Raw genomic sequence first — 17,488 nt, 5'->3', positions numbered from 1 at the left:
AGGCCGGCGACGTGATCACGGACCCGCTGGTCGATCCGGTCGCCGCCGTATCGTGCGGCATCTATGCCGGCCAGCCCGTTCTGGACCTGGACTATCCCGAAGACAGCGAGGCCGGCGTTGGAAACTTCATCATGACCGGCTCGGGCAAGCTGATCGAGGTGCAGATGAGCGCCGAAGGTTCGGTCTTCAGCCGCGCGCAGATGGATCAGCTGATGGAACTGGCAGAAAAAGGCGTGTCCGAGCTGGTGGCCGCGCAAAAGGCCGCCACCGCATGACCCGCCGGTTCGAAGGTGATCGGCTGCTGGTGGCCACGCACAACAAAGGCAAGCTCGAGGAGATGGCCCATCTGCTCGAGCCCTTGGCGTGACCGTCGGGCGCGGCCGAGATGAACCTGCCCGAACCCGAAGAGACCGAGGACACGTTCGTCGGCAACGCGCGCATCAAGGCCCACGCGGCCGCACAGGCCACTGGCCTGCCGGCCCTGTCCGACGATTCCGGAATCACCATCGATGCGCTGGATGGCGCGCCGGGCGTGTACACCGCCGACTGGGCCGAAACCGGAAATGGTCGCGATTTCCTGATGGCCATGACTCGCGCCCACACCGAGCTTGAGGCGCGCAACGCTCCGCATCCACGCACCGCTCAGTTCCTGTACGTTGGTTCTGGCCTGGCCCGACGGCCATGACGAGGTGTTCGAGGGCGTCGCACCCGGTCATCTGGTCTGGCCGATCCGTGGCAAGGACGGGTTCGGCTATGATCCGATGTTCGTCCCTGATGGATCGACATTACCTTTGCCGAGATGGATCGCTGGAAAAGAACAAGATCAGCCATCGTGGTCGCGCGGTGGAACTGTTCGTGAAAGGCTGCTTTGGCGGATGATTGGCGCAACGGAACGGGCTTTGGCCTGTACGTGCATTGGCCCTTTGCGAGGCCAAGTGCCCCTATTGCGATTTCAACAGCCATGTTTCCAGAAGTATTGATCAAAAACAATGGCTTGATGCCTATCTGTCCGAGCTGAAGCGCTCGGCCGCCGAAACCCCCGACCGGGTTCTGAACACGATCTTCTTCGGCGGCGGCACCCCATCGCTGATGGCGCCCGAAACCGTCGCCGCCGTGATCGACACCGCCCGCAGCCTTTGGCGGCCCGCCAATGATATGGAAATCACGCTCGAGGCCAATCCCGGCTCGGTCGAGGCCGGACGGTTCGCCGCCTATCGCGATGCGGGCGTGAACCGGGTTTCGATGGGAATTCAGGCGATGAATGCCGAAGATTTGCGGCGGCTGGGTCGCATCCACAGCGTGGCCGAGGCCCGCGCCGCCTTCGACATTGCCCGCACCTGTTTCGACCGGGTCAGCTTTGACCTGATCTATGCCCGCCAGTACCAGACGCTTGAGGCCTGGCGCGCTGAGCTGACCGAGGCGCTGTCGATGGCGATCGACCATCTGTCGCTGTACCAGCTGACTATCGAGACCGGCACCGCATTCGGCGACCGCTATTCTGTCGGCAAGCTGCGCGGCCTGCCCGAGGACGACAGCGCCGCCGACATGTATCTGGCCACGCAAGAGATCTGCGAAGCCCACGGCATGCCCGCCTACGAGGTGTCGAACCACGCCGTCCCCGCCGAGAGTCGCGGCACAACCTGATCTATTGGCGCTATGGCGATTATGTCGGCATCGGACCGGGCGCCCATGGGCGGATCACGTTGGATGGCCAGCGGATCGCAACCGAAACCCATTTGGCACCGACCGCATGGCTGAATGCCGCCACGCAAGGAAATGGCGAAAAGCTGCGGACCCCGCTGACCGCCGAAGAACAAGCGAATGAATACCTCATGATGTGTCTTCGCTTGACTGAGGGTCTAGATATGGACCGCTTCAATCGCCTGTCCGGGCACCCTTTGCCTCAACCCAAACTGGACTATCTGCAAGACATCGGAATGATCACCCAAGACGGCCCCCGCGTTTCCGCCACTGCTGACGGCCGCGCGGTTCTCAATGCGGTGATCCGTGAGTTGCTGGATTAGTCATGCACTATTTGTGGGCCACATTGGGATTGCTCTGCGTCGCGTTGGCCATGATCGGTGTTGCCCTGCCCCTGCTGCCCACCGTTCCGTTCCTACTGTTGGCCGCCTTCTGTTTCGCGCGCTCTTCTTCCCGGCTGCACAACTGGCTGATGTCTCACCGAACCTTCGGCCCGTTGATCCTTGATTGGCAAACCTCGGGCGCTATCCGGCCAGCCGCAAAAAAGGCGGCGACCCTGTCGGTTGCCGCCGTCTTTGGTTTGTCGGTTTTGGTCTCTGTGCCCAGCCATGTCCTGATTATTCAGGCCGTGACCTTGGGCGCGGTGATGATCTTTATCTGGTCACGCCCTAACGGCTGAGCTTGGCACACAGATCATCCAGTTGATCCAGTTTTCATAGGTCAACACCACCTGCCCGGTCTCGGTTCCGGGCTTGTGGTTGATGACCACCTTCATCGCCAGAATCGCAGAAAGGTCTTTTTCCAAAGCCCGCGTATCCGCGTCCTTACCTGCATTGAGGTCCCGCGACCGCGGTGCGGGACGATCCTTGTCGCCCTGTTGTTGCTTCTTGACCAGCGCCTCGGTCGCGCGGACTGACAAGCCGTCTTTCACGACAATTTTCGCCAGTTCGGACGGATTATCCGCCGTGATAAGCGCGCGTGTCCGGCCGAAATTTTACCTTCAATAACAAGGGCTTGAACGTCACTTGGCAGTGAAAGCAGCCTCAGAAGGTTGGCAATATGGCTGCGGCTCTTACCCAGGGCTTCGGCCAGCTTTTCCTGGGTGTGACCGAACCGATCCATCAACTGCTTGTAGCCAGCGGCCTCCTCCACTGCGTTTAGATCAGCGCGCTGGATATTCTCGATGATGGCGACTTCAAGTACTTCGGTGTCGTCAAATTCGCGCACGACGACCGGAATGTCGTGCAACTGTGCCATCTGCGCGGCGCGCCAGCGGCGCTCACCCGCGACGATTTCATATTCGCCGCCGCCGACCGGGCGAACGATCAGGGGCTGGATGATCCCTTTCTCTTTGACCGAGGCAGCAAGCTCGTCCAGTTGATCCTGTGAAAATGTGCGGCGCGGCTGATTCGGGTTTGCCCGCAGCTTCTCGATCGGAACCTTCATGTCTGGCCGACGTGGTTCAGCTGTGACCCGGCCTTCAGGATCCTGTGATACATCCGCCATCAAGGCGGACAAGCCGCGCCCCAATCCGCGAGGTTTTCCTTTTCTGGCGCTCACTTCGCCCTCCTGACAGCCGCTCAGGCAGCCACTTTTTTGTTCTTTTGCATGATTTCGCGTGCCAGATGCCGGTACGCCATCGCCCCCAGAGACCCCGAGTCATATTGAAGGACCGGAAGTGCAAATGACGGCGCTTCGCTGACCCGGACATTTCTGGGTATCTTGGTTTTAAATACCATCTCTCCCAGATTGTCACGCGCATCCTTTTCGACCTGCCGGGACAAGTTGTTGCGGTTGTCATACATGGTCAACACAATACCTTCGATTCTGAGGTCTGGATTCGCAGACTGGCGAACCTCTCGAATCGTCAGCATCAGTTGCGACAGGCCTTCCAGCGCAAAGAACTCGCTTTGCAACGGAACCAACACCGAGTGCGCCGCCACCATCGCGTTGACTGTCAGCAGATTGAGGGACGGCGGGCAGTCGATCAGAACGAAATCAAAACCGAACTTGTCGATCGCCGGTTGCCTGAGCGCGTCGTGCAGCAAGTAGCTGCGTTTTTCATTCGAGATCAGCTCAATATCGGCCGAGCTGAGGTCAACCGTGGCCGGAACGATACTGAGGTTTTCGATTTCGGTTTCCTGCACGACGGCCTCCAAGGGCGCCTCGTCCAGGATCAAATCATACGTGGTCCAATCACGATCCTCGACCCCAAGCCCGGTGGACGCATTTCCCTGCGGGTCCAGATCCACGACCAGAACCTTGCATCCTGCCTCGGCCAAACCCGCCGCCAGATTGATTGCTGTCGTAGTCTTGCCGACCCCACCCTTCTGATTGGCAACCGCCATGATACGAGGTCCTGCAGGGCGCGACAGATCAACCACGTGAGACCTTTGATCTTCAGGATGACAGCTTGGGGGTCAGTTAAACTATTAGCCGGCTCCGTGGTAAAACTCCATTCCCGTTGTGCCGCGTCGATTTCTTTTTTCCAGGTGGCGCCTTTGGGAAACACGGCCACTCCATCTTCCTTTAAATGCCTGTCACAAAATGACAATAAGGTCGTCAGGTCCGCGAGCGCCCTTGCGGACAGGACATCAGCGCCCAAGGGATCCACAACCTCGATCCGCTTTGAAATCACCGAGCAGTTGGCCTTGGTTTCTCGAATGACGGTCCGCAAAAACGCCGATTTTCTCTGATCGCTCTCAACCAGGGTAAATTCCGTCTCGGGCGATGTTTCAGAGGCCAGTATCGCGCAGACCAGCCCGGGAAATCCGCCACCGCTACCCAGATCGACCCAGTGATTCTTTGGCTCAACCAAATGAAAGACCTGGATCGAGTCCTTTACGTGCCGCGACCAAACCTCAGGCAGAGTGCTGCGCGAAACCAAGTTTATCTTCGGATTCCACTTTCGCAGTAGATTGACAAAGATTGACAGCTTTTCGAATGTTTCACGTGAAACATTCAAGCCATCGGGCGAAGCGCACGAGTCGCCGTTCATGCCTTTTTTGCTCTCTGACTGCTTCTGAGTTTCGCCAGTACCAAGGTCAAAGCAGCAGGTGTAACACCCTCCACGCGGCTCGCTTGGGCAATGTTTGCTGGTCGCGCGGTTGACAGCTTCTGCTTCAACTCATTCGAAAGGCCTGTGAGCGAGGAATAGTCAAAATCCGCAGGTATGGCATGGGTTTCGTCGCGCTTCATGGCTTCGACATCTCGTTGTTGCCGAGCTATGTAGTTGGTGTATAGCGCGTCCCTTTCGATCTGCCGACGGGTGTCTTGGTCGACATCCTCCAGCTGCTGGATCAGCGGCACAAGGTCCTCGAAGCACACGTTCGGAAAAGCCAAGATTGCCATTCCGTCCCTGCGGTTACCATCCTGATTCACTTCGATGCCAGCTGCGCGAATTTCCTTGGGGGTATAAGTCCTTTCGGTTAGTACTGACTTCGCAGCGCCCAGCTTTTCCATTTTTGTTTCAAAAGCCAGGCGGCGATGATCCGATATACACCCAATTTCCAGGCCTTGCGGCGTAAGGCGTTGATCCGCATTGTCGGCGCGTAAGGACAGACGGAACTCGGCGCGCGAGGTGAACATCCGATAAGGTTCCGCTACGCCCCGTGTGGTCAGATCGTCGATCATGACACCAATATAGCTATTGGCTCGGGTAAAATGAATTACGTCTCGCCCCTGAACTTCCAGCGCCGCATTCAGGCCCGCGACCAGACCCTGAGCGGCCGCTTCTCATACCCTGTGGTTCCGTTGATCTGCCCCGCAAGATATAGTCCTGGGATCTCCGGCAAGGCCAAGGACGCGTTCAACGCACGTGGGTCCACATAGTCGTATTCGATAGCATAACCCGGCTGCAGGATCTCTGCAGCCTCAAGGCCTTTGATGGATCGGACATACCAACTTGTACATCCTGAGGCAGCGAAGTCGAAATCCCGTTTGGATACACCGTGTGGTCATTAACCCCTTCAGGCTCCAGGAAAATCTGGTGGGAGTCCTTGTCCGCAAACCGAACAATCTTGTCTTCGATCGAAGGGCAGTAGCGCGGGCCAACGCCTTCGATATGACCACCATACATGGCCGAGCGCTTCAGGTTTTTCTCGATGATGTCATGGGTGCGGCTGTTGGTATGGGTGATCCCGCACGCGATCTGAGGCGCTTCTACCGCCTTCGACAGGAAAGAAAACAAGGTGGATCGGCATCCCCTTCCTGGCGCTCCAGACCACTCCAGTCAATTGTACGCCCATCCAGACGCGGCGGGGTTCCGGTCTTCAAACGGCCCATCGGAAGGTCATAACTGTCAAGACGTTCGGCCAACCTGACCGAGGGCCGGTCACCCATGCGTCCGCCAGGGCGTTGGGCATCGCCGATATGAATCACCCCCCGAAGGAACGTACCTGACGTCAGAATCACCGCCTTCGCAGGAATCTCCGAACCATCGCCCAGCACAACCCCGGCAACACGCTTTCCGTCCATCCGAAAATCAACGACTTCGCCGGTCACGACGGTCAGGTTTTGACGCTTCCGCGTTTCCGCCTGCATGGCGGCCCGGTACAATGCCCGGTCAGCCTGAGCGCGTGGCCCCTGAACGGCCGGCCCCTTGCGGCGGTTGAGCAGGCGAAACTGGATACCTGCCCGGTCTGCGACCCGCCCCATAACGCCGTCCAGCGCGTCGATCTCACGAACCAGATGACCCTTGCCCAGCCCTCCAATTGCCGGGTTGCAGGACATGACGCCGATATCCGTCTCGGACAGCGTGACCAGCGCCGTATTCGCGCCCATTCTCGCGGCGGCATGAGCCGCCTCTGCCCCCGCATGCCCCGCTCCGATAACGACGACGTCAAACTCCGAATGTTTCACGTGAAACACTCCTCACTTACCCAAACAAAAGCTGGCGAATATTTCGTCCAGAAGATTTTCCACATCTACTCGACCGACCAAAGACCCCAACGCGCGGATGGCGGTCCGCAGCTCTTCTGCTGCAATATCGTACAGGTCCGGGCCGGAATCCAGAACCCTGAGTGCTTCGGAGAGAGCGGCCGAGGATTTCAGCATTGCAACACGGTGGCGTTCCCGGGTGGCAATACCAGAACTTGCGGTTCTGTCTCTCAAAACTACCGATATGTTGTGAATCAGGCGATCGATTCCCTGACCTGTCTTCCCGGACACGCCTTCTGTCCCATCTAAACGAAGGTCGGACTTCGGCAGAACCTGGATGTCGCCGGATTGCATATCGATTCCCAAAGCTTTCGGGTCCTCGGTCAGAAATACGCGAAGGTCGGCATTTTCCGCCCGCTTTCTAGCCAGAGCGATCCCAAGACCCTCTACGTGATCCTCGGTTTCGCGCAACCCGGCCGTATCTAACAGCGTGACCGGCAGACCTGCCAAGTCCATCCGCACCTCGATAATATCGCGGGTGGTGCCTGCATATTCCGAAGTAATTGCCGCCTCTCGGCCCGCAAGCGCATTCAGCAAGGTCGACTTGCCCGCGTTCGGTGGGCCGACGATAGCCACTTCAAAGCCGGAGCGAATTCGCTCGGCAATCCTCACGCCCTTCGCCTCCCGCTCTAGATCCGCCATGACAGCAGTTACAAGCGATCGGACCTCGGGTGACACATCCGTTGGCACGTCTTCATCTGCAAAATCGATGACGGCCTCCAGCAACGAGGCCGCCCGGATCAAATCCCGCCGCCACCGTTCCGCCAGGTCGCCCAATTCGCCGGCGAGGATTGTCTGGGCCGCTTGCGCTGTGCCTCGGTCTCTGCGTCGATCAGATCGGCCAGGCCTTCGACCTGGGCAAGGTCCATCTTCCCATTTTCAAGAGCTCGCCGGGTGAACTCACCCGGTTCAGCCAGTCGCAGATCCGGCATTTCGGACAGGACACGAAGAACCGCGTTGACCGAAGCCGTGCTGCCATGGATCTGCAACTCGGCCACATCTTCGCCGGTAAAGCTGGACGGACCGTGGAAGGTCAGGACCACCCCGTCATCCAGACGCGACCCGTCAGGTGCCCGTAACTCACGCAGGCACATGCCACGCAACGGCAAATCTCCACCCGACAGAACCTTTGCCGCGTGGTGCGACTGCGGTCCTGACAGGCGGATCACAGCAACCCCTGCCTTGCCTTGCGCGCTGGCCAAGGCGAATATCGTTTCCATTCGAAGGCCTCGCGTCGGTTACAAGACCGTATTAGGTATTCATCGAGTCGAAGAACTCGGAATTGGTCTTGGTCTGTTTCAGCTTGGACAACAGGAACTCGATCGCGTCGGTTGTGCCCATCGGGTTGAGGATACGGCGCAGAACGAAGGTTTTGGCCAGATCGCCCTTGTCGACCAGCAGGTCCTCTTTGCGGGTGCCGGACTTGAGGATGTCGATCGCCGGGAACACCCGCTTGTCTGCGATCTTGCGATCCAGAACGATCTCCGAGTTGCCGGTGCCCTTGAATTCTTCAAAGATCACTTCGTCCATCCGGCTGCCGGTGTCGATCAGCGCGGTGGCGATGATGGTCAGCGAACCGCCCTCTTCGATGTTGCGCGCTGCACCAAAGAACCGTTTGGGCCGCTGCAGTGCGTTGGCGTCCACACCACCGGTCAGAACTTTGCCGGATGACGGGACCACGGTGTTGAATGCCCTACCAAGTCTTGTGATCGAGTCGAGAAGAATAACAACATCTCGTTTATGTTCGACCAGGCGCTTGGCTTTTTCGATCACCATCTCGGACACGGCCACGTGGCGGGTCGCCGGTTCATCAAAGGTCGAAGATACCACCTCGCCCTTCACCGAGCGCTGCATGTCGGTCACCTCTTCGGGGCGCTCGTCGATCAGCAGGACGATCAGGTAGCACTCCGGATGGTTGCGCTCGATCGAGTGCGCGATGTTCTGCAGGATCACCGTTTTACCGGTCCGCGGCGGTGCCACGATCAGCGACCGCTGGCCCTTACCGATCGGCGCAACCAGGTCGATCACCCGGGCCGACTTGTCCTTGATGGTCGGGTCCTCGATCTCCATCTTCAGCCGCTCGTCCGGATACAGCGGCGTCAGGTTGTCAAAGGCGATCTTGTGTTTCGCCTTTTCCGGGTCTTCGAAGTTGATCTTGGTCACCTTCGTCAGCGCGAAATATCGCTCGTTCTCTTCGGGGGCCTTGATCTCGCCCTCGACCGTGTCGCCGGTGCGCAGTGAGTGCTGGCGGATCATCTCTGGCGAGACATAGATGTCGTCCGGGCCGGGCAAATAGTTCGCCTCGGGCGAGCGCAGAAAGCCGAAGCCGTCCTGCAGCACCTCAAGCACACCGTCGCCGCCCACGGTCCAGCCCTCATCCGCGCGTTCGCGCAGGATCTGGAACATCATCTCGCCCTTGCGCATGGTCGAGGCGTTTTCGATCTCGAGCTCTTCGGCCATGGCCAGAAGGTCTTTGGGGCTTTTGGCCTTCAGATCGGCCAGATTCAGGGATTCGGTTGTCATGATGATACGGACCTTGGCCGCAAGGGTGCGGCACAGCGTTGAATTTCAAACAGGAAGATGCTCCATCCGGACGGATGGGTTGATCCCTACATAAGGCCGGTCGCCGTCCGAGTCAAACCGGTGCGGAAATAGCCCTCAGAACTTCAGAATGACCGCCAGAACGATGATGACCATCAAAACGGTCGGAACCTCGTTCATCATGCGGTACTGGCGCCCTGTGAGCGTATTGCGGCCTTCGACGAAATCCTTGCGCCGGGCCATCAGCCAGTGATGAAACCAGGTCATGCCGATCACCGCGGCGCCCTTGACCCAGGGCCAGGCCCAGTCCCACCCGACGATGCCGGGAGTGAACACCATGATGAGGCCACAGACCCAGGCCACGATCATCGCCGGTCGCATGATCACGCGCAGCAGCTTTTCTTCCATTTCAAAGAAGATCTCAGGCGCGCCGTCGACGGCTTGTGCCTTTTCGACGTGATAGACGAACAGGCGTGGCAGATAGAACAGCCCTGCCATCCACGAGATAACCGCCATGATGTGCAGCGATTTCACCCAAGGGTACAGTGTGAAGAGAAGATCGGTCATCGGGTTTCCCGGCACTGGTCGGACCCTCCCTAATAAAAAAAATAGAAAAGAGAAAGGATGATGGTTTTGTAGGGTGGGCAAAATCCGTGGATTATTGTTTTGTCCGCCAGTTTTCCCCGTGGATGAATAATTTCCAAAACTGGTTGATTCTGGTGATTTCAGCTTTTACATAATAAAAACAAGAAGTTAAGTTAAATACCGCGGATCTGACTTGGGGATAACTCAAGGGACATCTTTTGATGAACAGGAAATCCCAAGATCCCGAGTTATCCTTGTCCCGATCGGACAGTCTTTGAGCGACTCAGGGAAGTTTCAGGCCGAAACCGCGGGCTTGCGTGTCAACCGGAAAACCATACAAACCGTTCAAGACTAATGATCGACTTGCCCACGGGGTTTTCCACATGACTGTCCCCATCGTTCTTGCCTCGGGGTCCGAGATCCGCGCGCAGTTGCTGCGGAACGCCGGAGTGCCGTTTTCCGTCCAGGTCGCCCGCGTGGACGAGGATACCGCCAAACGCGCGCTTGTGGCCGAGGGCGCCCCGCCCCGCGACATCGCCGATGCACTGGCCGAGCTCAAGGCGCGCAAGATCAGTGAAAAGACGCCCGGGGCGATGGTTCTGGGCTGTGACCAGGTTCTGGATTTCGACGGACGTCTGCTGTCCAAGCCCGAAACGCCCGAAGAAGCGCTGTCGCAATTGAAGGCGATGCGCGGCAAGCGTCACATGCTGCTGTCGGCGGCGGTGATCTATCAGAATGGCGAACCGGTCTGGCGCCATGTCGGGCAGGTGCGGTTGCGGATGCGCGCCAGTTCGGATGCCTATCTGAAGGGCTATGTCGCGCGCAACTGGGACAGCATTCGCCACGCGGTCGGGGCCTACAAGCTGGAAGAAGAAGGTGTGCGCCTGTTCAGCAGCATTGACGGCGACTATTTTAACGTCTTGGGTATGCCTGCTGGAGCTGCTCAATTTTCTTGCGGTCCGAGGGGTGATCGAACAATGACCGACAACCGCATTCCACTGGCCGGAGTCATCGGACACCCGATTGCCCATTCCCGATCGCCTGCCCTGCATGGCTATTGGCTGAAGACTTATGGTTTGCCGGGGCATTATGTGCCGATGGATGTTGCACCCGCCGATCTTGAAACGGTCCTGCGCAGCTTGCCCAAAGCCGGGTTCGTCGGGGCCAATGTCACCGTTCCGCACAAAGAGGCCGCGTTGCGCCTGGCTGATCACGTGTCGGACCGTGCCTCGGTGATCGGGGCGGCGAATACGTTGGTGTTCCGGGCCGATGGCTCGATCCACGCGGACAATACCGACGGGTACGGGTTCATGCAGAACCTGCGCGCGGGCGCGCCGGATTGGGTGCCGCAGGATGGGCCGGCGGTGGTATTCGGCGCGGGCGGTGCTGCGCGGGCGGTGCTGCAGGCGCTGGCCGAGGCCGGCGTGCCCGAAATCCTGCTGACCAACCGCACGCGGTCGCGCGCCGACCACCTGAAAGAGGAATTCGGCCAGCGCATCTCCGTGGTCGATTGGGTGCAGGCCGGAAACGTGATCGAAAACGCCGAACTGGTGGTGAACACCACGTCGCTGGGTATGCAGGGTCAGCCCGAGCTGCGCGTCCCGCTGGACGGGTTGCAGCCGGGAACGGTGGTGACCGATCTGGTCTATACGCCATTGAAGACCCACCTTCTGGAACAGGCCGAGGCTGCGGGCTGCACGGTCGTCGACGGGCTGGGCATGTTGCTGCATCAGGCGGTGCCCGGGTTCGAGCGGTGGTTCGGCCTGCGCCCCGAGGTTACGGAAGAAACCCGCGCAGCGGTTCTGGCATGAGTTTCTCTCTGGGTCTGACCGGGTCGATCGGAATGGGCAAAAGCACCACCGCCGACCTGTTCGCACAGGAAGGCTGCGCCGTGTGGGATGCAGACGCCGCCGTGCATCGGCTGTATGCGGAAGGCGGCGCGGCGGTCGTGCCGATCCGCGCGGCATTTCCCGACGCGATCGAGGATGGGGCCGTCAGCCGTGACGCCCTGAAACGGATCATCAGCGCCGATCCGACCGCGTTGAAACGGATCGAATCCATCGTCCACCCGCTGGTGGCCCAAGATCGGGAAGCGTTTCGACAGGCGGCCAAGTCGGACATCCTTGTCTTTGATATTCCTCTGCTTTTCGAAACTGGCGGCGAGGCGCAGATGGATGCGGTGGCTTGTGTGTCAATTCCCCCAGACGAGCAGAAGCGCCGCGTCATGGCGCGGGGCACGATGACCGAGGCGCAGTTCGAGCAGATCCGCGCCAAGCAGATGCCGAATGACGAAAAATGCGCGCGGTCGGAGTTCGTGATCGTCACCGACACTCTGGACCATGCCCGCGCACAGGTGCAGGATGTGGTCAGGCAGATCAGGGCAGGATTGGCAGATGCGTGAAATCGTACTGGATACGGAAACCACCGGATTCGATCCCGAAAGCGGCGACCGGATCGTCGAGATCGGGGCTATCGAGCTGTGGAACCACGTCGCCACGGGCGAGACCTATCACGTCTACATCAACCCCGAACGCTCGATGCCGGCCGAGGCCTTCGGCGTGCACGGCATCGGCCCTGACCTGCTGGAGCCGCCGCAACCTGCCGAACCGGGCCAGATCACCCTGAAGGACAAACCTGTCTTTGCGAAGGTCGGGCAGGCCTTCCGCGATTTCGTGGGGGATGCACGGCTGGTGATCCACAACGCTTCATTCGACATGAAGTTCCTCAATGCCGAGTTGGGATGGATGGGCCTGCCCCCGATTCCGATGGAGCAGGCGCTGGACACGCTGGCGATCGCGCGCAAGCGGTTTCCCGGCTCGCCCGCCTCGCTGGATGCGCTGTGCCGGCGGTTCAACATCGACAATTCGAACCGGGTTCTGCACGGTGCGTTGCTCGACTCGGAAATCCTGGCAGAAGTCTATCTGGAGCTGATCGGCGGACGCCAACCAGATTTTGGCCTGTCTTCGGCGTCTGCCGAAAGCTCAACCGGTGGCGACATTTGGCGCCCCGGTCCACGGCCCAGCCCACTGCAGCCCCGGATTACCGAGGATGAGCGTGCTGCGCATGATGCATTTGTCGAAAAGCTGGGCGAAAACGCCCTGTGGTCCCGCACCTGACCCGGGTCAGATGCGGGTTGCCTGATTACGCTTCGGCCTTGTCGGACGCCTCGGCCTGACGGCGCATCAACTCGTTGCGGTACAGACCGACGAAATCGATGTTGTCCAGGTTGACCGGCGGGTAGCCACCGTCGCGGGTGATGTCGCTGACGATGCGGCGCAGATAAGGGAACAGCATCCGCGGGCATTCGATCATCAGGAACGGGTGCAACTGATCATTCGGCACGCCTTCCACGTGGAACAGGCCGCAATAATCGATCTCGCACAGGAACAGGATGTCCTCCAGACCCTTGGCCTTGGACTTGAGGTTCAGCTTGATCGACACCTCGTATTGGTGGTCGGCCGAGCGTTTTTCGCATCCAGGTTCACCTGGACCGAGATCTCGGGCTGCACGTCGCCCGAGACGCCTTTTTGCGCCATCACGTTTTCAAAGGACATGTCCCGGATGAACTGTCCCAGAATGCGCATCTGGATTTGGGGGGCTGCCTGGGGCTGGGTTGTGCCGGCGGCGGTTTCTTCGGTCATGGATCCGCTCCAAAATTTAAATTCGCCACTGCTTATCAAGTTGGGCCGGGCACCTCAATGCTGGTGCGGCCCTTCCACCCATTTCGACGGTTGTGCGGGTTTTGTGCGCACTTCCGAATACTCTCCGTCTATGATGTCATCCCCACCGAACGGATCGCGCGCCGCCCCGTATTGCGGGCCGGGGCCCATCTGGAACTGGGTAATCGTGACCCGTGATTTGAGATACCGAAAACCGCGGCCCGCACCCCGGGAACCAGCAGCGCAAAGCCGATTGCGTCGGTGAAGAACCCAGAGTCATCAGCAGAACGCCCGACAGCAGGATCATTGCACCATTGGCCAGCGGCTCGGTCGGGTCGTCCAGTTCGGAAAAGGCGCGCTGCAGCTGACCCATCGCCATGCGACCTTGTGTCCGCACCATCGCAGTACCCAGAACGGCGGTCAAAACCACGATCGCCAGCGTCGGCCACAGGCCGATCAGACCGCCGACCTGGATAAAAGGGCGATTTCGATGATCGGCACCAATAAAAATGCCAAGAACAGATACATATGCGCTATCCTTTCCCATAGGCCGGGCTGTGGACTTGCCACCAACTGTCACCTACATAGTGGCACGAGGCCGCGTGTACAAAGTCTCGGTGCTGAAAAGAGGACGAAATGAATTCACCCCTGATCCAGCTTCTGGTGCTGGCTGGCATAGCCATCTTCCTGATCCTGCGTCTCAGAAGCGTGCTGGGCACGCGCGAAGGCTTTGAAAAACCACCGGTGCCGCAGCAACCCGACACCGGGAAGTCGCGTCGTGATTTCGAAGTGATCGACGGCGGTCCGGATCGTGACATTACCGACCATGTTCCCGAAGACAGCGAATTGGCGCAGACGCTGGCTGCGATGAAGCGTGTCGAGCCGAGCTTTTCGGTCAGCGAGTTTCTGCAGGGCGCACGTGGCGCCTATGAGCTGATCGTCATGGGGTTCGAGCGGGGCAACCTGGATGAAATCCAGCCCTTCCTGTCCGAGGAAGTGTTCGAAACCTTCGTCTCGGTTGTCGCCGATCGCGAGGACAAGGGCCTGACGATCGAGGCCGAGTTCATCGGTGTGCGTGAGATGGGCCTGGTGGATGCACAATTCGATAAGGATTCAAACCGCGCCGAGATCACCGTGCGGTTCGTCGGCGAGCTGACGTCGGTCGTGCGTGACCGGGGCGGTGACATCATCGAAGGCAGCCCCAACACGATCAAGCGCCAAAAGGACAGCTGGACCTTTGCCCGCGTCATGGGCGCGGATGATCCGAACTGGCTGCTTGTCGCAACGGACGCATGATCGGAACGCTCCGGTCGCTGATGCTGGTGGCGGTTCTGACCGCCGCCAATGCCGCCGGAGCTGAGGCGACGCGATCCATCCTGTCATTTGCTGACCTTGATGGCTGGGCCGAGGATGACCACGGCGCGGCTTTGTCCGTTTTTCTGGACACTTGCGGGGATCTGGACGATCCGGACTGGCGTTCGTTGTGTGCAGCCGCACGGACATACGAGCCCGATGCCGCGCGCGCCTTTTTCGAACTGTTCTTCCGGCCCATCCTGATCGAGGATGAAAAGGCCCCGCTGTTCACCGGATATTTTGAACCGGAATTGAACGGCTCGCGGACGCGGACTGAAACCTACAGATACCCGGTCTACAAGATGCCGCCCGAGGCGCGGGCGGCTGGGCAATGGCTCAGTCGACGCGAGTTGCTGACCAGTGACGTGATGAATGGCCGCGGCTTGGAAATCGCCTGGGTCGATGACCCGGTCGAGTTGTTTTTTCTGCAGATTCAAGGCTCGGGGCGCATCCGTTTGCCGGATGGAAGTTCGGTGCGTGTCGGATATGGCGGGGCCAACGGCCACCCCTATCGGTCGGTTGGGGTTGAACTGGTCCGGCGCGGTATTCTGGGTGCGCATGATGTGAGCGCCCGGATGATCCAGTCGTGGGTGCGCAAGAACCCCGAGATTGGGGCCGAGCTTTTGATGCACAACCCGTCCTACGTATTTTTCCGCGAGGTTTCGCGGGTGGCTGCAGACCGCGGTCCTTTGGGCGCAATGAACCGGTCGATCACCGCAATGCGCAGCATCGCCGTTGACCCGGCCTATACCCCGTTGGGCGCGCCAGTCTGGGTCGAAAAAGACGGTAAGACTCCGCTGAGGCGCTTGATGATCGCACAGGACACCGGCTCGGCAATCAAGGGCGCACAACGGGCCGACATCTTTTTCGGAACCGGGGACGCCGCGGGACAGGCGGCGGGCCAGCTCAAGGATCCCGGTCGCATGATCGTTCTGCTGCCGATCCAGCGCGCCTATGCCATGCTGCCGGATGAGTTCTGATGACCCGCCGCAAGCTGACCGAAGACGAGATCGAATTGTGGCACAAGGTAACCCGGCAGACCGAGCGGCTGCACCCGGAGATTCCCAATCCGTGCACCCATCGACCTTGCCGAAACCCAAGCCGCGAAAAACCCCAAAAGCGCGGATAGACGCCTTTGAACTGGGTCAGAATGCACCGACAAATGGGCGCGGCCACAGCTTGAAGCCCGCAATCGGCGACAGCCTGCGCGCCGCACCCGTACAGATGGACAGCAAGGCCTTTGCGCGGATGAAACGCGGCAAGCTGAAGCCCGAAGGCAAGCTGGATCTGCACGGAATGCGGGTCGATACGGCCCATCCTGCTCTGATCCGGTTCATCCTGTCGGCGCAGGCATCGGGAAAACGACTGGTTCTGGTGGTCACCGGCAAAGGCAAGGACAGAGACGAACCCGGCCCGATCCCGACGCCCCGCGGCGTGCTGCGCAACCAGGTGCCTCAGTGGCTGCATTTGCCACCGCTGGCCCAAGCGGTTCTTCAGGTCAGTCCCGCCCATATCAGCCATGGCGGTGATGGGGCTTACTACGTGTATCTGAGGCGGGTCCGCTAAAGCAGCCGCCGGGCCCTGTGAATACCGATCCAGACTATGCCGCACGTTGCCACGAAAAACCAGGCGATCCACAGGAACTGCGTGCTGAGTGGCACGCCCAGATCGATCAGCCCGCCAGTCAGGCCGGGCCCGACAGCAGACCCCAGCACCATGACGGCGGCAGCCATCGCCTTTATCGCGCCGATGTGACGGGTGCCGTAGAACTCGGCCCAGAACGCGGCGGGCAGCGTGCTGTTGGCGCCGACCGAAATGGCAAGACAGGACAAACCGATTACGGCGCCGGGGATTGTCTGGACAAACGCAAACAGGGCAAACCCGGCAGCCATCGGAATCTGATAGAACGGCATCATCCGCGCCGTTCCCCATCTGTCCAACGCCCAGCCCGAGGCGAACATCGCCAAGATCGACACTCCGGTGTAGACCGGAAACAACGCAACCAGTTGGATGTGGGCCCAGCCCTTGGTCTGCGCCAGATGGACCTGGTGAAAGAAGAACGCGGTAATGAATGCCGAAGGTCCCATGAGCGCCGGCATCATGAACCAGAAAAGCGGGTTCAATAGCGTTTCGCGCCGGGTCCAGTGCCGCCCAAGCATCCCGGTCGCGCTGGTTTCCCGGGCTAGGCTTTGTGGTGTCCGTTCCTGACGCAGCATTCGCATCAACGCCGGTATTCCCAACAACGCGATGGCGGCGGAGAGCGCCCAAAGAAAATGCCAGTCGACAAAGGCCATGGCGGCGACGAACAGCACCGGCAGCAGGGCCTCGCCAACGGCAAATCCCAGCGTTGCGATAGAGAGCGCCCTGCCCCGCGTGGCCGTGAACCACCGGGCCATCGCAACCATGGCAATGTGACTGCACATGCCCTGGCCGAACAGACGCAGCAGAAAGATGACTACGGGCAACAGGATCACCCAGTGATTGACCGCCATCGCCAGCGCGGCGCACGCAAGCCCAACCAGGACAGCCGGGCCCAGCACTCGGACACGATAGATGTCTGTCAGCCCTCCGGCCCAGATCATGACGATCGCAGAAACAGTCGTGCCCAACGAATAAAGACCGCCCCATGCGCCGTGGCTGAGGCCGAACTCGGCCCGGATCTGACCGGCGAAGATCGAAATGAAAAAGGTCTGCCCGAAACTGGACATAAA

10 protein-coding genes and 11 pseudogenes are annotated in these 17,488 nt (G+C 59.8%); 11 read left to right on the top strand and 10 right to left on the bottom strand.

All coding sequences use genetic code 11. From position 1 onward, the window contains the following. The 4 genes and pseudogenes from ACR3EL_RS17450 to ACR3EL_RS17435 all read left to right on the top strand — a co-directional run. Positions 1-275 (top strand): annotated as a pseudogene (locus ACR3EL_RS17450) (ribonuclease PH); the annotation flags it as partial. Beyond that, positions 272-879, top strand: a pseudogene (gene rdgB, locus ACR3EL_RS17445) (RdgB/HAM1 family non-canonical purine NTP pyrophosphatase). The pseudogenes ACR3EL_RS17450 and rdgB, both read left to right, overlap by 4 nt. Then, positions 869-2,024, top strand: a pseudogene (gene hemW, locus ACR3EL_RS17440) (radical SAM family heme chaperone HemW). Before rdgB ends, hemW begins: the two co-directional pseudogenes overlap by 11 nt. Positions 2,025-2,026: 2 nt before the next feature. Continuing rightward, a complete protein-coding gene (locus ACR3EL_RS17435) occupies positions 2,027-2,380 on the top strand; it encodes a YbaN family protein (RefSeq protein ID WP_093963898.1) in 354 nt (117 codons plus the stop codon). Here the strand turns inward: ACR3EL_RS17435 and ACR3EL_RS17430 are convergent. The 7 genes and pseudogenes from ACR3EL_RS17430 to ACR3EL_RS17400 form a co-directional block, all read right to left on the bottom strand. Then, a pseudogene (locus ACR3EL_RS17430) lies at positions 2,370-3,261 on the bottom strand (ParB/RepB/Spo0J family partition protein). The gene ACR3EL_RS17435 and the pseudogene ACR3EL_RS17430 sit on opposite strands and share 11 nt — an antisense overlap. Before the next feature lie 20 nt (positions 3,262-3,281). Beyond that, positions 3,282-4,085 carry a ParA family protein gene (locus ACR3EL_RS17425; protein ID WP_315901682.1) on the bottom strand — a complete coding sequence of 268 codons (804 nt, stop codon included), beginning with the start codon at positions 4,083-4,085 and terminating at the stop codon, positions 3,282-3,284. A gap of 2 nt (positions 4,086-4,087) precedes the next feature. Continuing rightward, positions 4,088-4,699 (bottom strand): annotated as a pseudogene (gene rsmG, locus ACR3EL_RS17420) (16S rRNA (guanine(527)-N(7))-methyltransferase RsmG); the annotation flags it as partial. Beyond that, positions 4,696-6,561: pseudogene (gene mnmG, locus ACR3EL_RS17415) on the bottom strand (tRNA uridine-5-carboxymethylaminomethyl(34) synthesis enzyme MnmG). The pseudogenes rsmG and mnmG, both read right to left, overlap by 4 nt. 12 nt (positions 6,562-6,573) lie before the next feature. Then, positions 6,574-7,859 (bottom strand): annotated as a pseudogene (gene mnmE, locus ACR3EL_RS17410) (tRNA uridine-5-carboxymethylaminomethyl(34) synthesis GTPase MnmE). Between the two features lie 31 nt (positions 7,860-7,890). Then, entirely contained in the window at positions 7,891-9,162 is a 1,272-nt protein-coding gene (gene rho / locus ACR3EL_RS17405; protein ID WP_093963893.1) for a transcription termination factor Rho, read from the bottom strand. Between the two features lie 135 nt (positions 9,163-9,297). After that, a complete protein-coding gene (locus ACR3EL_RS17400; protein ID WP_149774104.1) occupies positions 9,298-9,747 on the bottom strand; it encodes a CopD family protein in 450 nt (149 codons plus the stop codon). Positions 9,748-10,148: 401 nt separating this feature from the next. Here ACR3EL_RS17400 and ACR3EL_RS17395 point away from each other — a divergent pair. The 4 genes and pseudogenes from ACR3EL_RS17395 to dnaQ all read left to right on the top strand — a co-directional run. Next, positions 10,149-10,640, top strand: a pseudogene (locus tag ACR3EL_RS17395) (Maf family protein); the annotation flags it as partial. Positions 10,641-10,742: 102 nt separating this feature from the next. Beyond that, positions 10,743-11,576, top strand: coding sequence for a shikimate dehydrogenase (locus ACR3EL_RS17390; RefSeq protein ID WP_480719932.1), 834 nt, complete (start codon positions 10,743-10,745; stop codon positions 11,574-11,576). After that, positions 11,573-12,166, top strand: a complete 594-nt coding sequence (gene coaE / locus ACR3EL_RS17385) for a dephospho-CoA kinase (protein ID WP_170340675.1) — start codon at positions 11,573-11,575, stop codon at positions 12,164-12,166. Before ACR3EL_RS17390 ends, coaE begins: the two co-directional genes overlap by 4 nt. Next, positions 12,159-12,881 carry a DNA polymerase III subunit epsilon gene (dnaQ, locus tag ACR3EL_RS17380; RefSeq protein ID WP_170340672.1) on the top strand — a complete coding sequence of 241 codons (723 nt, stop codon included), beginning with the start codon at positions 12,159-12,161 and terminating at the stop codon, positions 12,879-12,881. Before coaE ends, dnaQ begins: the two co-directional genes overlap by 8 nt. A gap of 25 nt (positions 12,882-12,906) precedes the next feature. Here the strand turns inward: dnaQ and secB are convergent. After that, positions 12,907-13,406, bottom strand: a pseudogene (gene secB, locus ACR3EL_RS17375) (protein-export chaperone SecB). A 54-nt stretch (positions 13,407-13,460) separates the two neighbouring features. After that, positions 13,461-13,952 (bottom strand): annotated as a pseudogene (locus ACR3EL_RS17370) (FxsA family protein). A 108-nt stretch (positions 13,953-14,060) separates the two neighbouring features. Between ACR3EL_RS17370 and ACR3EL_RS17365 the strand changes: the two are divergent. The 3 genes and pseudogenes from ACR3EL_RS17365 (at position 14,061) to ACR3EL_RS17355 (ending at position 16,343) form a co-directional block, all read left to right on the top strand. Next, on the top strand, positions 14,061-14,720 hold the full coding sequence (locus ACR3EL_RS17365; protein WP_170340666.1) for a Tim44/TimA family putative adaptor protein: 660 nt from the start codon (positions 14,061-14,063) through the stop codon (positions 14,718-14,720). Next, complete coding sequence (gene mltA, locus ACR3EL_RS17360) at positions 14,717-15,757, top strand: murein transglycosylase A (protein WP_480722450.1); 1,041 nt, start codon at positions 14,717-14,719, stop codon at positions 15,755-15,757. The genes ACR3EL_RS17365 and mltA overlap by 4 nt, the downstream gene beginning before the upstream one ends. Then, positions 15,757-16,343 (top strand): annotated as a pseudogene (locus ACR3EL_RS17355) (Smr/MutS family protein). The gene mltA and the pseudogene ACR3EL_RS17355 overlap by 1 nt, the downstream one beginning before the upstream one ends. Here the strand turns inward: ACR3EL_RS17355 and ACR3EL_RS17350 are convergent. Beyond that, complete coding sequence (locus tag ACR3EL_RS17350) at positions 16,340-17,485, bottom strand: MFS transporter (protein ID WP_217358626.1); 1,146 nt, start codon at positions 17,483-17,485, stop codon at positions 16,340-16,342. The pseudogene ACR3EL_RS17355 and the gene ACR3EL_RS17350 overlap by 4 nt on opposite strands. Positions 17,486-17,488 lie beyond the last annotated feature (3 nt).

Source organism: Ruegeria sp. BJ3 (assembly GCF_056535665.1).
This window is presented reverse-complemented; position numbering and strand designations above follow the sequence as displayed.

What these genes read in the sequence shown, in the direction of transcription:
- ACR3EL_RS17435 (WP_093963898.1), top strand. Translation starts at nt 2,027, where the DNA reads ATGCACTATTTGTGGGCCACATTGGGATTGCTCTGCGTCGCGTTGGCC.
- rho (WP_093963893.1), bottom strand. Translation starts at nt 9,162, where the DNA reads ATGACAACCGAATCCCTGAATCTGGCCGATCTGAAGGCCAAAAGCCCC.
- ACR3EL_RS17400 (WP_149774104.1), bottom strand. Translation starts at nt 9,747, where the DNA reads ATGACCGATCTTCTCTTCACACTGTACCCTTGGGTGAAATCGCTGCAC.
- ACR3EL_RS17390 (WP_480719932.1), top strand. Translation starts at nt 10,743, where the DNA reads ATGACCGACAACCGCATTCCACTGGCCGGAGTCATCGGACACCCGATT.
- coaE (WP_170340675.1), top strand. Translation starts at nt 11,573, where the DNA reads ATGAGTTTCTCTCTGGGTCTGACCGGGTCGATCGGAATGGGCAAAAGC.
- dnaQ (WP_170340672.1), top strand. Translation starts at nt 12,159, where the DNA reads ATGCGTGAAATCGTACTGGATACGGAAACCACCGGATTCGATCCCGAA.
- ACR3EL_RS17365 (WP_170340666.1), top strand. Translation starts at nt 14,061, where the DNA reads ATGAATTCACCCCTGATCCAGCTTCTGGTGCTGGCTGGCATAGCCATC.
- mltA (WP_480722450.1), top strand. Translation starts at nt 14,717, where the DNA reads ATGATCGGAACGCTCCGGTCGCTGATGCTGGTGGCGGTTCTGACCGCC.
- ACR3EL_RS17350 (WP_217358626.1), bottom strand. Translation starts at nt 17,485, where the DNA reads ATGTCCAGTTTCGGGCAGACCTTTTTCATTTCGATCTTCGCCGGTCAG.